Origin of the sequence: Aquimarina mycalae, assembly GCF_029906345.1 — a bacterium.
Lineage (GTDB): Bacteria > Bacteroidota > Bacteroidia > Flavobacteriales > Flavobacteriaceae > Aquimarina.
On record NZ_JARYGY010000001.1, the window covers coordinates 665,063 to 682,624 of the forward strand.

The window sequence follows — 17,562 nt, forward strand, 5'->3', positions numbered from 1 at the left end:
AAAGTGAGAGTTTCATCAATAAGTTTCTAAAGGGTATTTATTGTTGTACTTAATAGCATTAATCAACTACTCGATGAACTAATATTTTTACTAGTGAATTAACCCTTTATAGTCTTACATTTCGTTTACCTATGAGAAATAAAAGTATCATCAATTCATAAAATATGATTTATAAAAAACTCGGAAAATTAGACTGGAAAATTAGTCAAGTTGGGTATGGTATGTGGGGAATGGCGGGATGGTCAAAATCCAATGATATTACTTCGCACAAATCTCTTGACAAAGCTGTGGCATTAGGATGTAATTTTTTTGATACTGCTTGGGCTTATGGCGAAGGTAAAAGTGAACGCATTTTATCTAGTCTATTGAGCAGACATAAAAGTAAGCGATTATATACTGCTACCAAAATACCACCTAAAATAGATCAATGGCCTCCTAGCAAATTATCATTACTAAAAGATATATATCCGTCAGATCATATAATCTCTTCCACAGAAAAAAGTTTAAAGAACCTTGGCGTCGAAACTATAGATTTATTACAATTTCATGTTTGGGAAGATAGCTGGGCGGATAATGATGAGTGGAAAGAAATGATTTTGAAATTAAAAAAAGAAGGAAAAGCTTCTGCCTTCGGAATTAGTGTTAATCGCTGGGAACCTTCTAATTGCATTAAAGCTTTAGAAAGCGGATTGATTGACACTGTACAAGTTATTTACAATATATTCGATCAATCTCCCGAAGATGAATTATTTCCTTACTGTAAAAGAAATAATATTGGTGTTATTGCCAGAGTACCTTTTGACGAAGGTTCTCTTACCGGAAAACTATCCATAGACTCAAAGTGGGAACAAGGTGATTTTAGAAACACATATTTTGGAATAGAAAATTTGCCTCCAACAATTGAACGTATTTCGCGGTTAAAAAAAATACTAAGAGAAGAGATGTCAATGGCAGAATTAGCATTGCGTTTTATAGCATCTAATCCAATAGTAAATACGATGATTCCTGGAATGCGACAATTACAAAACGTAAAAGCTAATATGACCATAAGTGATGGTATTGGTTTATCCGAACAATGGATATCAGATTTAAAAAAACATCGATGGGATAGAGTACCTACAAATTGGTCTTGTTAAATACCCTCAAACATTAAAACCTAAAAAGCAGTTTATATGATTTTAGAAACGTGATATCTATTAAGTATTGTCGTTTGTCTAAATATTTTCCTTTTGATTTAAGTTCTGTTTAAGTTTACTCAACTCTTAAAAACAAAAACCAACATGAACACAATTAATCTTCTACTCTTAAAGACTTCTATACCTATCTAAAGTTTTTCAAGATTACATATGAATTATTCAATTTTTTGTTACGCTTTACAGTAGCATAAAGAATTGATTAACAATGCCTGTCAACAATTATCTAACAGACAAAATAGATAGTAATATTCAGAGTCATTATACTGATTAGTTCGCATTATTACTATTCTTTAACAAATGACTTATACATCTATTTTGGATATACTGTAGCAAATAAAAATTAATCCTAAGATCGCTATATAAAATCTTAGACAGCTAATCCATTTATAACCTAATATCATTTTCAATTATGAAGAAAACTCTTAAACTTCTCGGATTTTTTCTTTTCTTGTTGAGTATATCTCAACCAGTATTATCACACGGTACTGTTATTTATCCTCCTAGCAGGATTTACAATTGTTTCAATAATCCATCTTCCTCCGTTTGCGTTCCTTGCGGCAACGCTATTTATGATTGGATGGGGGTTCTACAACCCGATACTAATTTCGGGAATCACCAAGCTTTAATTCCAGATGGTCAAATTGCCAGTGGTGGAAACGGAAGTGCAGTAGATTTTAGTTGTCTTAATGCATTAACTACTGATTGGCCAACAACAAGGGTAGATCATGGTTATATCGATGTTAGATGGCGAAATACAGCACCTCATAAGACTCAATATTTTAAAGTTTACATTACTCAGTTAAATTGGGATCCTACAAAACCATTACGGTGGAATGACCTGATTGAAATTGGTCATGTGGGTCAAGGACCTGCAGAATCATTTACTACTATTAGGTCTTTTATTCCCGATTCTTATGCTGGTAAAAGAGCAGCTTTAGTAAGCATATGGCAAAGAGATTATAATGATAGCCATGAAGCATTTTATTCGGTTAGTGATATCGTAGTTAATCGTAATGATGGTGAATGTTCTATTGGAGATGCTACAAATGCTACTTTTGCCAATAATACAGATTGTACATTACAATATTACCAGAATAACTCTTTACAAGGGTCTGCCAATGCAGGAGGTTCTTATACTGCAAATACCACTATAGGAAGCCAGTGGGAAACTCGGGATTCCTCAGGAAATCAAATAGGAAATTTTACTATTGTTTGCGATCAAACGACCTATACTTCTACAGGAGAATGTAATGAAGGAGGTGGCGGTTGTGACGGTTTAAACAACTGGTCCTCTGATGCTATTTATGTTATTAGTAACAAAGTCGTATACAATGAGGTCGAATATGAAGCCAAATGGTGGAATACAGGAAAAAATCCAGCGCAAAACTCAGGTCAATGGGAAGTCTGGAAGAATCTTGGTTCTTGTATCTCAAGGTCTAATGACAATAATAAATCATCGCAGGTCGAAGAGTTAAATTTTATTGCTTTCCCTAACCCAGCAAAAGATATTCTTAATCTGGAGATTTACAATCTTCGATCTTCTTCTACCATTAGTATTAAAAACATTAATGGAAAAACTGTAGAAACCATACAATTAAAAACACCAGAAGGAACAGCTAAAGTAGATCAAATAATAACACTAAATAATCTATCATCAGGTATTTATTTTATTCATGTTACCACAAAAAGTAAGACACTGATCCATAAGGTTTTTGTGAAATAATATAAAAAGAAGTATCATTTTACCTTGTATTTACAAAAGGGCTGTCTAGAAAAGTGTAGACAGCCCTTTTATTATCTATTTAAAGGTAAAAGCTTTACAATTTTAAATGGTGATAAAATAAGATTTTGTCTCTACAAATTTCTAGATAAGATATATATCAAAAAAGCATACCTCTAGAAGTATGCTTTTTTGATATATAAAGTGATTATACTATTTTATTTAACTGTTTTTTTACCTTTATATTTCCACTCAATGATTCCTCCATCAAGGTCATATATCTTAGTAAATCCTGCTTTTTTCATGTATGCAGAACATTTACCACTTCTTCCTCCTCGTCCACAATATACCGCTACTGGTTTAGATTTATCTACAGTAGAAATCAAAGTTTCAAAATTTTCATCACTAAAATTGATATTTATTGCACCTTCGATATGACCTTCTGCATACTCTTCTGGTGTGCGGACATCTACCAACTGTACTTTCTCCATTTCTAATAATGAGTCCATTTCTTCAACTGTAATCAACTTTACAGCTGCGGTATCACCACTATTATTTTCCTTGCAATTAAAAAACAACAAAGAAAGAAGGGTTATAGTTAATATGGTTTTAATTTTCATAATTATAGTTAGGTAATATTATTCGGCAACTTCGCCATCCCAATTCATAAAACCTCCAATAAGGTTATATGTTGTATCAAAACCCATTTGATTCATCAATGCACAGGCTTGAGCACTTCTTGCACCTGATCGACAATATACATAGTAATTCTTGGATTTATCTAATTTCTCTACCTCATCCAGAAAACCTTGTCCCTGACGTATATCCAGATTAAGCATGTTAGGTATAAAGCCATCTTCTACCTCTTCTTCTGTTCTTACATCCAAAATTATTGCATTATCGTCTTTAGAAATTAAATCTTCCCATTGATTTTGTGTTATATCTTCGGCCATTGTATATTTTATGTTTTTGTATTGGACTATATAGTATTCTATTACTTACAAATATAAGAGTCCTAAATGAAATGTACGAAATCGTACAATCATTTATCCAAAAAATAATACAGAATTATGCTTTTATACTACAACCGATAGCTTTGGTAGTTTCTAAAGGAACCTTTTCTCCCTTAAGTAAGGCGTTAACAGCATCTTCTACATATTTTTTATCCGCAGAAGAGGCATCCTTATAATTGTTGTCAATAGCACCAATGTAACGTACTTTATTACCTTCTGAAGTTTTTTCTAAGATGTATACATGTGGTGTTTTTGTAGCTCCATATTGTGGGTATATTTTTTGCCCATCATCAAATAAATAAGGAAAAGTAAACTCTTTTTCTTTAGCTCTAACTTTCATATGATCAAAACTATCAGTTGGATATGCCTTAGGGTTATTCGGGTTAATAGCTATTACAGGATATCCTTTAGACTTAAATGATTTATCTAATTCAATAATTCTATCTTCATAAGCAACAGAATATGGGCAGTGATTACAGGTAAATATGACAATAAAACCTTTAGCATCTTTATAATCGGCTAATGAGATCATTGTATCATCAATATTTTTAAGCTTAAAATCTGTTGCCGTATCTCCTATCGAATATCCAGCATCAGTGTTTGGAACATTAACTTTATCAATGGCAAATGCACTAACTGCAATTACCAAAGCAACTACTACTAAAATTTTTAAAGTTTTCATTTGTTTGTTCTATTATGTTTCTTCAAAAGAGTTATTCTATATCTATATGTTTTACAACATTTTTTTTAATTCCTTTTCTAACTCATTATACGTAAAAGACCTTTCATAAAAATTGGTAGAATTTCCTTTATAAATAATCGTTGCAGGAATAGAACCTGACCAATTTTCGTTTACTTTAGGAATCCAACTGTTAGCATCTGGATCGTCCAACAACACAACTCTGCTCTCTATTCTGTGTTTTTTTACAAAAGGAATTAATTTTGATTCTACATGATTAGGTAGATCTAGGCTTACCAATATCACTTCCACTTTATCTTTTGGATATCTACTATTAATTAGCTCAAAATAAGGCAATTCTGCAACACAAGGTTTACACCAAGTAGCCCAAAAATTAATGATATATGTTTTTCCATCATCAATATCCAGTAAAGATTCAAAATTGTTGAAATCATATACTGGAATCTCTACTCCTTTGCTAGAAAAAACATTGGTAGCTTCTGCAGCTACCCTTTGCTCTCCTTTACAATTTACAAACAATATCATCAATCCTATATATAAAATCCACTTCTGCATAATACTAATGTATTAAAACGCTTTATGATCAAAAAGGAAATTAACAAGGTTTATATAATTCATAAAGAGAATTTTAGCATTTTTTTATAATCGTTTAACTAAACAATAATAATATTAAAGAATAGCACTGATTAGAACTTTAACAAAGAATTAGTATCTATAAGTAGTTCCTGAAGCAATCAATATCATACATTTGTATATACAAATATTGTTCATACAAATGAATATTGAAACCATTTTAAAAACTAATAAGGAGATGCCCTTATCGAGAAAAGCGATTGTAAATTTATTCTTTACAGAAAAATGGCTGACCGAACAAATGAACACCTCCTTAAAACCCTATGACATTTCAATACAGCAATTTAACGTACTTCGAATATTAAAAGGTCAACAAGGAAAACCTGCGAATTTGTCTACCATACAAGATCGAATGGTAAGCAAAATGAGTAACACTACAAGACTGGTAGACAAACTAATCAAAAAAAGCCTAGTCCATAGAAACATATGTCCTTCAAATCGTAGAAAAGTAGAAATCATTATTACGTCAGAAGGCAGCAAATTTTTGGATTCGGTAAGTAAAACAATTACTTCGTTAGAACACAAACTTACTGCTAATCTAACAGACACAGAATTAGAGCAATTAGATCAATTGCTTACTAAACTTAGAACCTAAATACTAATAATAATTAATTTTTAAAAATCATGAAAACTAAACTTAAATCATTAATCCTAGCTATAACTTTGATTGCAACTGCATCTCTTTATGCTCAGCAAAAAACAATTAAGACCTCAGAAAGTACTATTAATTGGACAGGTAAAAAAGTTACAGGTCAACATACTGGAACTCTTAATTTTACTAGTGGATTCTTAACTTTTGAAAATAACGCTTTAAGCGGAGGAGAGTTCGTTGTTGATATGACTTCAATAGAGGTAACAGATCTTGAGGCTGGAAAAGGAAAAGAAAAATTAGAAGGACACCTTAGCTCAGATGACTTTTTTGGCATCAAAAATCATGCAGATGCTAAGTTAGTAATTACAAAATCTACAAGAATAAATGGAGGTTACCAAGTTACTGGTGATCTTACCATAAAAGGAAAAACAAATCCTATTACCTTTGATTTAGAAGTTAATCGTGGTTCTGCAAAGACCACTCTTAATGTGGACAGAACTAAATACGACATCAAATATGGATCTGGAAGTTTCTTTGACAATCTAGGAGATAAAGCTATTAGTGATGAGTTCGAACTAGCAATAAATTTAAAAATGTAATTTTTGTTTTCTGAATTATAATAAATTTATATATTTGACTCAATAAATAAAAAAATGAATTTAATCTTAACTAATACTTGGTGGTGGTCATCTTATAACGAAAACGTCGTGAGATAGATCCTGTCATATAGTTAAGTAAACATATCAAAGGCTTGTCAAATCACGACAAGCCTTTTTTTTGTTCATATAAATCAGGGGTTTTATAAATTATTAATATCAAAATGTAACATGAGTTATACATTAACCACACATTTCAAACAAATTCTTGCGGATACTATTACTCCAGTAAGTGTTTATCTAAAAATTAGGGATCGATTTCCCAACAGTTTATTATTAGAAAATAATGACTACCGAGGAAGTGAAAACAGTTTCTCTTATATATGCTGTAATCCTATCGCTACTATTAAGATTGAAAATGAAATCATTTATGAATCGTTTCCTGATAAAACTACCAAAGAAACCCCTATAACTGCATCTACAGATATCCCATTATTGATTGAGCAATTTGGTCAAAGGTTTGAAACTACAAAAAGTGATTTTAAGTTTATAAACAATGGCTTATTTGGTTATATATCTTATGATGCTGTTCGTTATTTTGAAGATATTAAGATTACCAAAAAAAAAGGTGGATTACATATTCCTGACATGCAATACACGGTATATCAAAATATAATTGCGATTAGTAATTTCACAAACGAAGCCTGTATTTTTGCCCATTGCTATCAATCAGAAAGTAATATCGATGAAATAGAATCTTTATTAAAAGTCAAGAACTTTGCCTCTTATAACTTTACCTCTGTTAACGAAACCACATCTAATTTAGATGATGAACAATATAAAGAACACGTAGCCTTAGCGAAAGAACATTGCCAGCGTGGTGATGTTTTTCAATTGGTTTTATCAAAACGTTTTTCTCAGAAGTTCAAAGGCGATGAATTTAATGTATACAGAGCATTACGAAGTATCAACCCTTCTCCTTACTTATTCTATTTTGACTACGGTGATTTCAAAATTTTTGGGAGTTCTCCAGAAGCACAATTGGTAGTTAAGGACGAAATTGCAGAAATCCATCCTATTGCTGGTACATTTAAAAGAACTGGTAATGATGAGCAGGACGCTGAGTTGGCAAAAAAACTATCCGCTGATGAAAAAGAGAATGCCGAACACGTCATGTTAGTAGATCTGGCACGTAACGACTTAAGTCGTAATGGAAGTGAAGTTACCGTAGACACTTATAGAGAGGTACAATTTTACTCTCATGTCATTCATCTGGTAAGTAAAGTAACAGGTAAAAAACATAAAGACACCACAACTATGCAGGTCGTAGCTGATACGTTTCCTGCGGGAACACTTAGTGGTGCTCCCAAACACATGGCAATGCAACTTATTGAAAAATACGAAACTGTAAATCGTGACTTTTATGGAGGTGCAATTGGTTTTATGGATTTCTCAGGTAATTTTAATCATGCTATAATGATTAGAACATTTTTAAGTAAAAACCATCATTTACATTGGCAAGCTGGAGCAGGATTAGTCAATGAATCAAACGAAGAAAACGAATTACAAGAAGTATATAATAAATTAGGAGCATTAACCAAAGCGTTAAAACTAGCAGAAGAAATATAAGGAGCTTATAAACTCCATCAAAATGAGATGAAAAAAGTATTAGTAATAGATAACTACGATTCATTTGTATACAATTTAGTCCATTATCTAGAAGATCTAGGTTGTGAGGTAATCGTAAAACGAAATGACCAATTAAGATTAGAGGATGTAGCTCCTTTTGATAAAATATTGCTTTCTCCTGGACCAGGAGTTCCAGAAGAAGCAGGATTATTAAAAGAGATTATTAAAACCTATGCAGATACCAAAAGTATATTTGGCGTTTGTTTAGGACAACAGGCAATTGGTGAGGTTTTTGGAGGAAGTCTAATTAATCTTAATGATGTATATCATGGTGTTGCCACAGAAGTTAAACTCACAGTATCAGATGAATTGCTTTTCAAAGGGCTTAATAATACTTTTGATGTTGGCAGATATCATTCATGGGTAGTTTCAGACCATGATCTCCCCTCTTGTCTAGAACCAACATCATTTGATGAAAACGGACAAATCATGTCCTTACGCCATAAAGAATTAGATGTTAGAGGCGTACAATTTCACCCAGAATCAGTGCTTACTCCTGATGGTAAAAAAATGTTAGAAAACTGGATAAACAATTAATCATGAAGAATTTATTAAACAGATTAATCAATCACGAAACCATTTCTAAAGAAGAAGCCAAACAGGTTTTGGTAAATATATCCAAAGGAGATTATAATCAAAGCCAGATTGCATCATTCCTTACCGTATATATGATGCGTAGTATCACTGTAGAAGAGTTGGAAGGTTTTAGAGATGCTTTATTAGAACTATGTGTAGCTATAGATCTTCAAGAATATAACCCCATAGATCTTTGCGGTACTGGTGGAGATGGAAAAGATACCTTTAATATCTCTACACTTTCTTCTTTTGTCTCGGCAGGTGCTGGGATCAAAGTTACTAAACATGGTAACTATGGTGTTTCATCCAAGTGCGGAAGTTCTAATGTTATGGAACATTTAGGTATTAAATTTAGTAATGATAAAGATTTTCTAAAACGTAGTATCGACGAAGCTGGAATTTGTGTATTGCATGCTCCCCTATTTCATCCTGCCATGAAAAACGTAGCGCCAATTAGAAGAGAATTAGGAGTCAAAACATTTTTCAATATGCTAGGTCCAATGGTAAATCCTGCATTTCCTAAAAATCAAATAGTGGGTGTTTTTAATTTAGAATTGGCTAGGATGTACGGTTATTTATATCAAAACACAGATAAAAATTTTACCATTATTCATGCATTAGATGGTTATGATGAAATATCCCTTACAGGAAACACCAAAACCATTTCTAACAACACTGAAGGGATGTTGACACCTCAGGATTTTGGAGTAAAAGCGTTAAAAATGGAAGAAATAGTAGGTGGAGACTCCATCGAAGATTCAGCTGCGATTTTCATGAATATCCTAAGTGGTAAAGGTACCCAGGCACAAAATAATGTAGTTTGTGCTAATGCAGGAATGGCGATTGCAACAGTAGAAAACCTCTCTCCAATTCAAGGGTTCGAAAAAGCAAAAGAATCGTTACTTTCTGGCAAAGGGCTAATAGCACTGAATAAAGTACAGGAACTTAGCAAAGCATAAACACTGGATATGACTGTAGAAACCTATACAATAGAAGGATACCCTGAAAAAGAAACAGGATTACTCATTGCAGAAAATGATCAATGGATATTAGTAAAACACATACCTGTTGATTATGTTATTGATGGGTATAGATTATATAAAAAGAAATATATAGAAAAAAGGAAATCAAAAGCTAAACAAGAAAAAATTGCTAGAGTTCTTAGATTAAAAAACATCACAATAGAAAAACCAACAAACTTCAATTTTGGTAATGAGCTAGACATCTTAAAATGGAGCGAAAAAACCTATGGATTGTTTGAGTTTCAGGATCACGAATCTGAACTTTTCTATGGAAAATTAAATGCTACAGAAGATCACCGTTTTATCATAGATATGATTAAAGTTAATGGTAAAATAGAACCTGATTACGATTATGAATTCATAACAGAAGAAATACAAATCATTGGATTCGAGTCTGACTATTTTGAATCCGTTCGTTTATTAATGAACGATGAACTAAAAGGAGCTCCTCAATTAAAGAAAGTGTAATGAACATACTAGATAAAATAATAGCGGATAAATATAAGGAAGTAGCTCTAAAAAAGAGCATAATCCCTATTACTCAATTAGAGAATTCGATCTTGTTTGATCGTGAAACAAACTCATTAGCTACTGCGTTACGTAACAGTAACACAGGAATAATTGCTGAGCATAAAAGAAGATCGCCTTCAAAATCGGTTATCAATCAAAAAGTAAGTGTACAAGATGTAGCTACAGGCTATCAAACAGCTGGAGTCTGCGGTATGTCTGTGTTAACTGATGGAAAATACTTTGGTGGGTCCTTAGATGATCTCTTATTAGCCAGAGCTTCGGTTGCAATGCCTTTGCTTCGCAAAGAATTCATCATTGATGAATATCAATTATTAGAAGCTAAAGCATACGGTGCCGATGTTATATTATTAATAGCTGCTGTATTATCAAAAGATCAAATCAAATCTTTGTCAGAATTTGCCAAAAGCATATCATTAGATGTATTACTAGAAGTACATAATCTTGAAGAATTGCAAAAATCAATTATGCCATCTTTGGATATGTTAGGAGTAAATAATAGAAATCTCAAAACTTTTGAAGTAAGTACCGATATTAGTAAAGAGTTAAGCAAACATATTCCTAACGATTTTGTAAAAGTTTCTGAAAGCGGTATCAGTAGTATTGAAGCCATACGTGATTTACAACAATACGATTATAAAGGCTTTTTGATCGGTGAAAATTTCATGAAAACAGAAAATCCAGGTGCCAATGCTATAGAATTCATAAAAGCCCTACAAAGATGAAACTAAAGGTATGTGGGATGAAATATCAGGAAAACATTGAAGCTGTATCAGCGTTAAATCCAGATTATCTAGGATTCATTTTTTATGAAAAATCTCCTCGAAATTTTGATACTATAATTCCACAGATACCTGATGGTATTAAAAAAACAGGAGTCTTTGTTGATGCTTCAATTGATTTTATTTTGGAAAAAGTAAAAAAATACAATTTCAAAGCGATACAATTACACGGAAATGAATCCCACAAGTTTTGCATAGCATTAAAAACAGCATTAAATCACCATGCTGAACTTACTGAAATAGAGGTGTTCAAAGTATTCTCGATTAAAGATCAATTTGATTTTGAAATATTAAAACCATATGAAGGAATTGTCGATTACTTTCTTTTTGACACAAAAGGAAAAGCAAAAGGCGGTAATGGATATACCTTTGATTGGAATGTATTGCAAAACTATGATACTACCACTCCATTTATATTAAGTGGTGGAATAGGTATAGAAGAAGTTGAAAAAATAAATGCTATTCTGGAAACAGATTTACCCATATATGCTATTGATGTGAATAGTAAATTTGAGATTGAACCAGGATTAAAAGACATAGAAAAATTAAAGCAGTTTAAAAACAAAATACACGCTACAAAAGAGAATTAAAAAATATAAAATGAGTTATCAAGTAAACGAAAAAGGATATTATGGTGATTTTGGTGGAGCCTACATTCCTGAAATGTTATATCCTAATGTAGAAGAATTGCGATCTACATATCTGGACATTATGAATGAACCTTCTTTTAAAGAAGAATTCGATCAACTATTAAAAGATTATGTCGGACGCCCTTCACCTTTATATTATGCTAAACGTCTTTCTGAAAAACACAACACAAAAGTATACCTAAAGCGAGAAGATCTTAATCATACTGGCGCTCATAAAGTAAACAATACCATCGGACAAATTCTTGTTGCTAAAAAACTAGGTAAAAACAGAATTATTGCAGAAACAGGAGCGGGACAACACGGAGTTGCAACTGCTACAGTTTGTGCACTTATGGGAATCCAATGTATTGTATATATGGGAGAGATTGACATCAAACGTCAAGCTCCTAATGTAGCCCGCATGAAAATGTTAGGTGCCGAAGTAAGACCAGCTACATCAGGAAGCAAAACCTTGAAAGATGCTACTAATGAAGCAATTAGAGATTGGATTAATAATCCTGTAGATACACATTATATCATTGGTTCTGCTATTGGACCACATCCTTACCCTGATATGGTGACAAGGTTTCAATCTATTATTTCTGAAGAAATCAAATGGCAATTAAACGAGAAAGAAGGTCGGGAATATCCAGATTACGTAGTAGCATGTATAGGAGGCGGAAGCAACGCTGCTGGTACTTATTACCATTTCTTAGAGGAACCAAGTGTAGGAATTATTGCGGTAGAAGCCGCAGGAAAAGGTGTGCATAGTGGAGAAAGTGCTGCTACTTCCCAACTTGGTAAAGAAGGCATTATTCATGGATGCAAAACCTTATTGATGCAAACACCAGATGGTCAGATCACAGAACCTTATTCTATTTCTGCAGGATTAGATTATCCTGGAGTAGGGCCATTGCATTCTCATTTGTATAAAACAGGACGCGGAGAATTCTATTCTGTAACAGATGAAGATGCGATGACCGCAGGATTAGAATTATCGCAATTGGAAGGTATAATTCCAGCCATTGAATCTTCACATGCATTAGCAATATTTAATGATAAGAAGTTCAAGCCTGATGATATTGTAGTAATCAGCCTTTCTGGACGCGGAGATAAAGATCTGAATACTTATATCGATTACTTTAAATTGTAAAAACTAAACTTAGCAACAAAACCTTGTCATTCCATCGTAGGCTGGAATCCAGAATAAAAATAAATGTTAAAACCAGAACATCAATATGCTGTATACATTCTTTCAAACAAGAAAAACGGAACACTATACATAGGGATGACTAATAATCTGGAAAGAAGAGTTTTTGAGCATAAAAACAAACAAATTGATGGGTTTACAAAAAAGTATAACCTGAATACATTGGTTTATTTTGAAACTCATAAGTATGTAAATCATGTGATTATAAGAGAAAAAAGATTGAAAACTTGGAAAAGACAATGGAAAATTAATCTTATCGAAAAAGACAATCCCTCTTGGAATGATCTGGCTTCAGATTGGTATGATTAAATACACAGAATGGATCCCAGCCTACGCTGGGATGACAAAAAAATATAATAAAAAAAACTTCTCCCTTGGGAAATGAAAAATAAATTTTTCTATGAACAGAATCAACACTGCATTAGCACAAAACAAAAAATTACTATCCATCTATTTCACTGCAGGATATCCTTCACTTCATGATACAAAAAACATCATTCAGCGTTTAGAAAAAAGTGGAGTAGATATGATAGAAATCGGATTGCCATTTAGTGATCCTTTAGCCGATGGCCCTACTATCCAGGAAAGCTCTACAACTGCTTTAAAAAATGGAATGACCACTAGATTACTTTTTGAACAACTAGAAGATATCAGAGAATCAGTTAAAATTCCCTTAATTATTATGGGGTATTTTAATCCAATGATGCAATACGGTATTGAAGCCTTTTGTGCTAAATGTCAAGAAATAGGCATTGATGGACTAATTATACCAGACCTTCCAGTGGCAGAATATCACGAGCATTATCAAGAGACTTTTGAAAAATATGGATTAATTAATGTTTTTCTAATCACTCCGCAAACTTCTGATGAACGAATCCGATTTATTGACAGTGTTTCGAATGGGTTTATTTATATGGTAAGTTCTGCTAGTGTGACTGGATCTACCTCAGGATTCGGGAATACTCAAGAATCTTATTTTAACAGAATTAAAGACCTAGATTTAAAAAACCCACAAATTGTTGGTTTTGGTATCAGCAATAGTGAAACGTTTACGCAAGCAACTAACACTGCTAAAGGTGCTATTATCGGATCGGCGTTTATTAAACACCTAACTCATAAAGGAGTGAATACTATTGAAGATTTTGTAAAAGAAATACGGTAACCTTGTTACAATTTGATATTAAAATTAATTGTATTAGAATACATTAGACATTTAGATTTATTACTATGATCTCAATCTTACTGATAAGCTTTATATCCATTCCATTAATAATTGCAGTAATTATCATTATTGTTTTTATCAAGTGGTTGAAGCCAGACTTTTTACAGTTTAAAAAAAGTATCAAACAAAAACCAGAAGGGTTACTTGATGTAGACGATCGCTATAATGTGACTAAAGTTGAAAGGGAAAAAGAATTAAACTTCTTACTAGAAAAAATCAACAAACAAGGTATTGATAAACTTACCAAAACAGAAAAAGAAAGATTAGAAGAGCTATCTAAATAAAAGTATTATTCTTTGGTGAATAAATTATCTAAGAATTTCTCTAATTTTTCTTTTTTTAATTGCTGAACATTAAGTTTTAGTTTCGTTATAAAACCATACGAATCCCCTTCTACACCCATAGATCCAGAAATGTATAGCTCATTTTTTGCTCCTAACCGTATTTTATTTAGGTTACTAATGGGATACTTCAGAAAGACTGAGGCTATACCATTGACACCATAGTCGGTATCAATATCACCGTTACTTAATAGCTTTTTAATCAATATTTCCAGCTCACTATCTAGACTTGTAGAAATTATAAATACTTCTCCTTCTTTATTCACTACAAAATCGGTGTTGTAAATATCCGCATCAAACCCCATTTCTCCAGAATCAAAAAAAGAGGTATCCAGATTACCTTTCGCGCCATATTTACGGATACGATACACACCTTCAGAAGCATTTTCTATTTGAGATGTAAATAGTTCTGAATTGGATAGAACGATATGATCAAAGGATTGATAATCTTCTTCGATAGTAAGACAATACAAGTTATTAGATGCCATTTGATCACTATCAAACCCTGCGAGATAAGTTGATTGTTCTTGTCCATTATCTACTGATTCAGAATATCCAAGTAACAAATAATCATCCTCCATTGCAGAACAATTCAATGTAAAATGATGATCATCATATAGGCTAGATGATAAGGTCTCTCCTATATCTGAAAGTTTAAGGATTGCTATTTTTTCCTTTTTATTCGAAGTATTAAAACCTTGTACTTTGGCGACAACAATTATTTCGTTGCTAGAAGATGCATAAATATATTGGCCATAATTATCATCTAGATTATTTAATATGTTCTTTTTATAAACTCCATGCCGTCCAAATCCATGGTTAACACTTCCATCTTCATAAAATCCGTTTATAGAAATCATCCAGCTATGTCCATTCCAGAAATTGGATAACACTAAAACACTTCCTCCTGATTTGGTACTAAGCCCTACAGGAATACTATTTTGATTATTTAAATTACTCGAAGTTATATCAAATTTAATATCCCTTTTACCATTTTTATGCAGACGCACCAGATTTCTTTTAGCATCAGATTCATAAAGAACATTGATTTTATTTTCTTCTATAACCTCAAAATCAACAATATGAGAAGAAACCATTCCTAGTTCTTTAAACAACAACAATCCGTTTCTAGAAAAATCAGTATCTATTTGCTGAGCATAACCACTTGTAAGCAGACAATAAGAAAAAATAAGTACGTGGTACATTCTCATAACGAAATATCGTAGTAACTTTGTTTAGTCACCTTCGCTAAAGAGGTATATTCAGAAAAGAAGATTAGGGGTGTAAAATAAACCTATACAATTAGTTTTAAGTAATTAGTTTATTTTTAATCAGCATCAAAAAAAAGAATTAATACATTATAATGCAAGATTTTTCTTAATAATAAAAAATTAATTTTATTAAGACTAAAACAAAACCAAATGAATAAACAGATCATATTTTTACTTATACTTCTACTATCCTCAACTATTTTTGCTCAGGAAGGCTTCTACAGTAAACTGTCTGATGCAGGCTTATCATTAACTAAACAAAATGTAACCTACGATCCTGCGTACTTTTCTATAGGGTATCCTAATGGCGATGTACCAAGTAATAAAGGAGTATGTACCGATGTAGTCATCAGGGCCTATCGAAAATTAAATATTGACCTACAGAAAGAGGTACATTTGGATATGAAGTCTAATTTTGGTTTATATCCTAAAAATTGGGGGTTATCTAAAACGGATAGAAATATTGATCATAGAAGAGTACCTAATCTTATGAAGTTCTTTTCGAGGTTCGGAACTGTAAAATCTATTACCAATAAACCTCAGGATTACGTTCCTGGAGATATTGTATGCTGGAGTTTAGGAGGCGGACTTACGCACATTGGCTTGGTAGTCAATAAAAAATCTAAAGATCAGCAACGGTATTTAATTGTACATAATATTGGCAGCGGACAGGTATTAGCAGATTGTTTGTTTGACTTTAAAATTATCGGACATTACAGTTATAAAAAATAATCCTAAAAATATGGCGCCATTAATTCTTAGGATTATCTTCTCTTGGTATCATTTTACCACCTAATTGATTAGCATAATGACCAATCCAGATTTAAGGTTTCATCTTCTCCTACTTTTTCTGTTTTATATTGGATTGAATCAGGAATGTCTGTTTTAGGAATATGTACGTGAACGATGAAATTTTCATTAGGATATTTATCGATCTGTTGTAGCGCTATCGTCAAATCATTCTCTGTTTTAACTTCTAACCTGGTACCTCTAAAAGGATTTGGATTGACCAGCATCTGTTCGATACCAAATAGGGGTTTACACGGGAAATCAAGGGAAAATACTGTATGAAAACATCAAGTTTTAAAATTTCAGGAAAGTGATATTATCTAAAGTGGTCCTTTTTATGGAGAAACTTTAACCAATACCTTATAGAGGAGATTATATTATAGAAAATAATTAAAAAAACTCTTTATACTGCAATACTCTAAAATCAATTGTGTTGAATTTTGGGTTTTGGCTTTTTAAATCTTTATATGATTGTAAACTTCCTATGGATCTATTGGCTGCTCCAGATGGAGCGATTAAAGAAACCGTTTTTATTTTTCTTTGTTTTAATTGAAAACTATGTATTCTAGGAACTTCATTAGTAACTACTTCTAATTGTAATTGATATTCTTTAAGATGTTTTCTAAAAAAATATTCTGGTCCATTTTTACTATTACCACCTGTAAACAGAAGTGTATCTATCTTTGGGTATTTATGTAAATACGAAACAACATCTCTTAACTGTATATTTTGCATTCCCAAATCTGATGCATCAATTTTATCACGTTCACAGCTATGAACAATATCGCAGACTCCTATTCCGCGAGAGGTTAAAAAAGTTTTTCGTTGGTCTATTGCCTTTTGTGTGGTTTCGAATACCAAATTTAAATCAAAAATACGATTTAAAACTGGCCATAATAATCCACTAATACTTCCGTAACAAAAATCAACATCTCCTTCTTTTAAAGCTCCTGATGTAAAACGTGGTGGAGGCAATGTTCCTACAATGAGTTTAGTCGCTCCATCGGGGAAGAAAGGTTGATATGGATGTGTATGATTGAACAAAGTTGATTT

At 32.3% G+C, this 17,562-nt stretch carries 22 protein-coding genes; 15 read left to right on the top strand and 7 right to left on the bottom strand.

The window, feature by feature from the left end:
- Positions 1-164: 164 nt before the first annotated feature.
- Both QBK95_RS02785 and QBK95_RS02790 read left to right on the top strand, forming a co-directional pair.
- Positions 165-1,136, top strand: coding sequence for an aldo/keto reductase (locus QBK95_RS02785; RefSeq protein WP_280930321.1), 972 nt, complete (start codon positions 165-167; stop codon positions 1,134-1,136).
- Between the two features lie 469 nt (positions 1,137-1,605).
- Positions 1,606-2,919 carry a lytic polysaccharide monooxygenase gene (locus tag QBK95_RS02790; RefSeq protein ID WP_280930323.1) on the top strand — a complete coding sequence of 438 codons (1,314 nt, stop codon included), beginning with the start codon at positions 1,606-1,608 and terminating at the stop codon, positions 2,917-2,919.
- A 215-nt stretch (positions 2,920-3,134) separates the two neighbouring features.
- Here the strand turns inward: QBK95_RS02790 and QBK95_RS02795 are convergent, their stop codons facing one another.
- The 4 genes from QBK95_RS02795 to QBK95_RS02810 form a co-directional block, all read right to left on the bottom strand.
- Entirely contained in the window at positions 3,135-3,536 is a 402-nt protein-coding gene (locus QBK95_RS02795; RefSeq protein ID WP_280930325.1) for a rhodanese-like domain-containing protein, read from the bottom strand.
- Positions 3,537-3,554: 18 nt separating this feature from the next.
- Complete coding sequence (locus tag QBK95_RS02800) at positions 3,555-3,869, bottom strand: rhodanese-like domain-containing protein (protein ID WP_280930327.1); 315 nt, start codon at positions 3,867-3,869, stop codon at positions 3,555-3,557.
- Between the two features lie 115 nt (positions 3,870-3,984).
- Positions 3,985-4,611 (bottom strand): thioredoxin family protein, encoded by a 627-nt coding sequence (locus QBK95_RS02805; protein ID WP_280930329.1) that lies wholly within the window; start codon positions 4,609-4,611, stop codon positions 3,985-3,987.
- 51 nt (positions 4,612-4,662) lie between these two features.
- Positions 4,663-5,184: a TlpA disulfide reductase family protein gene (locus QBK95_RS02810; protein ID WP_280930331.1), complete on the bottom strand. Its 522-nt coding sequence runs from the start codon at positions 5,182-5,184 to the stop codon at positions 4,663-4,665.
- Positions 5,185-5,404: 220 nt separating this feature from the next.
- On the opposite strand from QBK95_RS02810, the gene QBK95_RS02815 reads away from it, so the two are divergent.
- From QBK95_RS02815 to QBK95_RS02870, 12 genes are all read left to right on the top strand, one after another.
- A complete protein-coding gene (locus QBK95_RS02815) occupies positions 5,405-5,857 on the top strand; it encodes a MarR family winged helix-turn-helix transcriptional regulator (protein WP_280930333.1) in 453 nt (150 codons plus the stop codon).
- 29 nt (positions 5,858-5,886) lie between these two features.
- Entirely contained in the window at positions 5,887-6,453 is a 567-nt protein-coding gene (locus QBK95_RS02820; RefSeq protein ID WP_280930335.1) for a YceI family protein, read from the top strand.
- A 228-nt stretch (positions 6,454-6,681) separates the two neighbouring features.
- A complete protein-coding gene (locus tag QBK95_RS02825; RefSeq protein ID WP_280930337.1) occupies positions 6,682-8,079 on the top strand; it encodes an anthranilate synthase component I family protein in 1,398 nt (465 codons plus the stop codon).
- 27 nt (positions 8,080-8,106) lie between these two features.
- A complete protein-coding gene (locus QBK95_RS02830; RefSeq protein WP_280930339.1) occupies positions 8,107-8,676 on the top strand; it encodes an anthranilate synthase component II in 570 nt (189 codons plus the stop codon).
- A gap of 2 nt (positions 8,677-8,678) precedes the next feature.
- Entirely contained in the window at positions 8,679-9,674 is a 996-nt protein-coding gene (trpD, locus tag QBK95_RS02835; protein WP_280930341.1) for an anthranilate phosphoribosyltransferase, read from the top strand.
- 9 nt (positions 9,675-9,683) lie between these two features.
- Positions 9,684-10,205, top strand: a complete 522-nt coding sequence (locus tag QBK95_RS02840; RefSeq protein WP_280930344.1) for a hypothetical protein — start codon at positions 9,684-9,686, stop codon at positions 10,203-10,205.
- Positions 10,205-10,990: an indole-3-glycerol phosphate synthase TrpC gene (trpC, locus tag QBK95_RS02845; protein WP_280930346.1), complete on the top strand. Its 786-nt coding sequence runs from the start codon at positions 10,205-10,207 to the stop codon at positions 10,988-10,990. Before QBK95_RS02840 ends, trpC begins: the two co-directional genes overlap by 1 nt.
- Positions 10,987-11,637: a phosphoribosylanthranilate isomerase gene (locus QBK95_RS02850; RefSeq protein ID WP_280930347.1), complete on the top strand. Its 651-nt coding sequence runs from the start codon at positions 10,987-10,989 to the stop codon at positions 11,635-11,637. The genes trpC and QBK95_RS02850 overlap by 4 nt, the downstream gene beginning before the upstream one ends.
- A gap of 10 nt (positions 11,638-11,647) precedes the next feature.
- Entirely contained in the window at positions 11,648-12,829 is a 1,182-nt protein-coding gene (gene trpB, locus QBK95_RS02855) for a tryptophan synthase subunit beta (RefSeq protein ID WP_280930349.1), read from the top strand.
- A gap of 63 nt (positions 12,830-12,892) precedes the next feature.
- Positions 12,893-13,195 (top strand): GIY-YIG nuclease family protein, encoded by a 303-nt coding sequence (locus tag QBK95_RS02860; RefSeq protein WP_280930351.1) that lies wholly within the window; start codon positions 12,893-12,895, stop codon positions 13,193-13,195.
- A gap of 91 nt (positions 13,196-13,286) precedes the next feature.
- Complete coding sequence (gene trpA, locus QBK95_RS02865) at positions 13,287-14,048, top strand: tryptophan synthase subunit alpha (protein WP_280930354.1); 762 nt, start codon at positions 13,287-13,289, stop codon at positions 14,046-14,048.
- Between the two features lie 65 nt (positions 14,049-14,113).
- Positions 14,114-14,392, top strand: a complete 279-nt coding sequence (locus QBK95_RS02870) for a DUF6576 domain-containing protein (RefSeq protein ID WP_280930356.1) — start codon at positions 14,114-14,116, stop codon at positions 14,390-14,392.
- Between the two features lie 5 nt (positions 14,393-14,397).
- Here the strand turns inward: QBK95_RS02870 and QBK95_RS02875 are convergent, their stop codons facing one another.
- A complete protein-coding gene (locus QBK95_RS02875; RefSeq protein ID WP_280930358.1) occupies positions 14,398-15,654 on the bottom strand; it encodes a hypothetical protein in 1,257 nt (418 codons plus the stop codon).
- 216 nt (positions 15,655-15,870) lie between these two features.
- Here QBK95_RS02875 and QBK95_RS02880 point away from each other — a divergent pair, with 216 nt between their 5' ends.
- On the top strand, positions 15,871-16,452 hold the full coding sequence (locus tag QBK95_RS02880; protein ID WP_280930360.1) for a DUF1287 domain-containing protein: 582 nt from the start codon (positions 15,871-15,873) through the stop codon (positions 16,450-16,452).
- Between the two features lie 68 nt (positions 16,453-16,520).
- Here the strand turns inward: QBK95_RS02880 and QBK95_RS02885 are convergent, their stop codons facing one another.
- On the bottom strand, positions 16,521-16,736 hold the full coding sequence (locus tag QBK95_RS02885; protein ID WP_280930362.1) for a hypothetical protein: 216 nt from the start codon (positions 16,734-16,736) through the stop codon (positions 16,521-16,523).
- Between the two features lie 163 nt (positions 16,737-16,899).
- Entirely contained in the window at positions 16,900-17,553 is a 654-nt protein-coding gene (locus QBK95_RS02890) for a uracil-DNA glycosylase family protein (protein ID WP_280930364.1), read from the bottom strand.
- Positions 17,554-17,562: the final 9 nt, after the last annotated feature.

Coding starts and splice junctions, on each gene's coding strand:
- QBK95_RS02880 (WP_280930360.1), top strand. CDS start 15,871: ATGAATAAACAGATCATATTTTTACTTATACTTCTACTATCCTCAACT.
- QBK95_RS02870 (WP_280930356.1), top strand. CDS start 14,114: ATGATCTCAATCTTACTGATAAGCTTTATATCCATTCCATTAATAATT.
- QBK95_RS02820 (WP_280930335.1), top strand. CDS start 5,887: ATGAAAACTAAACTTAAATCATTAATCCTAGCTATAACTTTGATTGCA.
- QBK95_RS02885 (WP_280930362.1), bottom strand. CDS start 16,736: ATGCTGGTCAATCCAAATCCTTTTAGAGGTACCAGGTTAGAAGTTAAA.
- QBK95_RS02860 (WP_280930351.1), top strand. CDS start 12,893: ATGTTAAAACCAGAACATCAATATGCTGTATACATTCTTTCAAACAAG.
- QBK95_RS02830 (WP_280930339.1), top strand. CDS start 8,107: ATGAAAAAAGTATTAGTAATAGATAACTACGATTCATTTGTATACAAT.
- QBK95_RS02805 (WP_280930329.1), bottom strand. CDS start 4,611: ATGAAAACTTTAAAAATTTTAGTAGTAGTTGCTTTGGTAATTGCAGTT.
- QBK95_RS02810 (WP_280930331.1), bottom strand. CDS start 5,184: ATGCAGAAGTGGATTTTATATATAGGATTGATGATATTGTTTGTAAAT.
- trpD (WP_280930341.1), top strand. CDS start 8,679: ATGAAGAATTTATTAAACAGATTAATCAATCACGAAACCATTTCTAAA.
- QBK95_RS02815 (WP_280930333.1), top strand. CDS start 5,405: ATGAATATTGAAACCATTTTAAAAACTAATAAGGAGATGCCCTTATCG.
- QBK95_RS02785 (WP_280930321.1), top strand. CDS start 165: ATGATTTATAAAAAACTCGGAAAATTAGACTGGAAAATTAGTCAAGTT.
- QBK95_RS02825 (WP_280930337.1), top strand. CDS start 6,682: ATGAGTTATACATTAACCACACATTTCAAACAAATTCTTGCGGATACT.
- QBK95_RS02875 (WP_280930358.1), bottom strand. CDS start 15,654: ATGTACCACGTACTTATTTTTTCTTATTGTCTGCTTACAAGTGGTTAT.
- QBK95_RS02795 (WP_280930325.1), bottom strand. CDS start 3,536: ATGAAAATTAAAACCATATTAACTATAACCCTTCTTTCTTTGTTGTTT.
- trpC (WP_280930346.1), top strand. CDS start 10,205: ATGAACATACTAGATAAAATAATAGCGGATAAATATAAGGAAGTAGCT.
- trpA (WP_280930354.1), top strand. CDS start 13,287: ATGAACAGAATCAACACTGCATTAGCACAAAACAAAAAATTACTATCC.
- QBK95_RS02790 (WP_280930323.1), top strand. CDS start 1,606: ATGAAGAAAACTCTTAAACTTCTCGGATTTTTTCTTTTCTTGTTGAGT.
- QBK95_RS02840 (WP_280930344.1), top strand. CDS start 9,684: ATGACTGTAGAAACCTATACAATAGAAGGATACCCTGAAAAAGAAACA.
- trpB (WP_280930349.1), top strand. CDS start 11,648: ATGAGTTATCAAGTAAACGAAAAAGGATATTATGGTGATTTTGGTGGA.
- QBK95_RS02850 (WP_280930347.1), top strand. CDS start 10,987: ATGAAACTAAAGGTATGTGGGATGAAATATCAGGAAAACATTGAAGCT.
- QBK95_RS02800 (WP_280930327.1), bottom strand. CDS start 3,869: ATGGCCGAAGATATAACACAAAATCAATGGGAAGATTTAATTTCTAAA.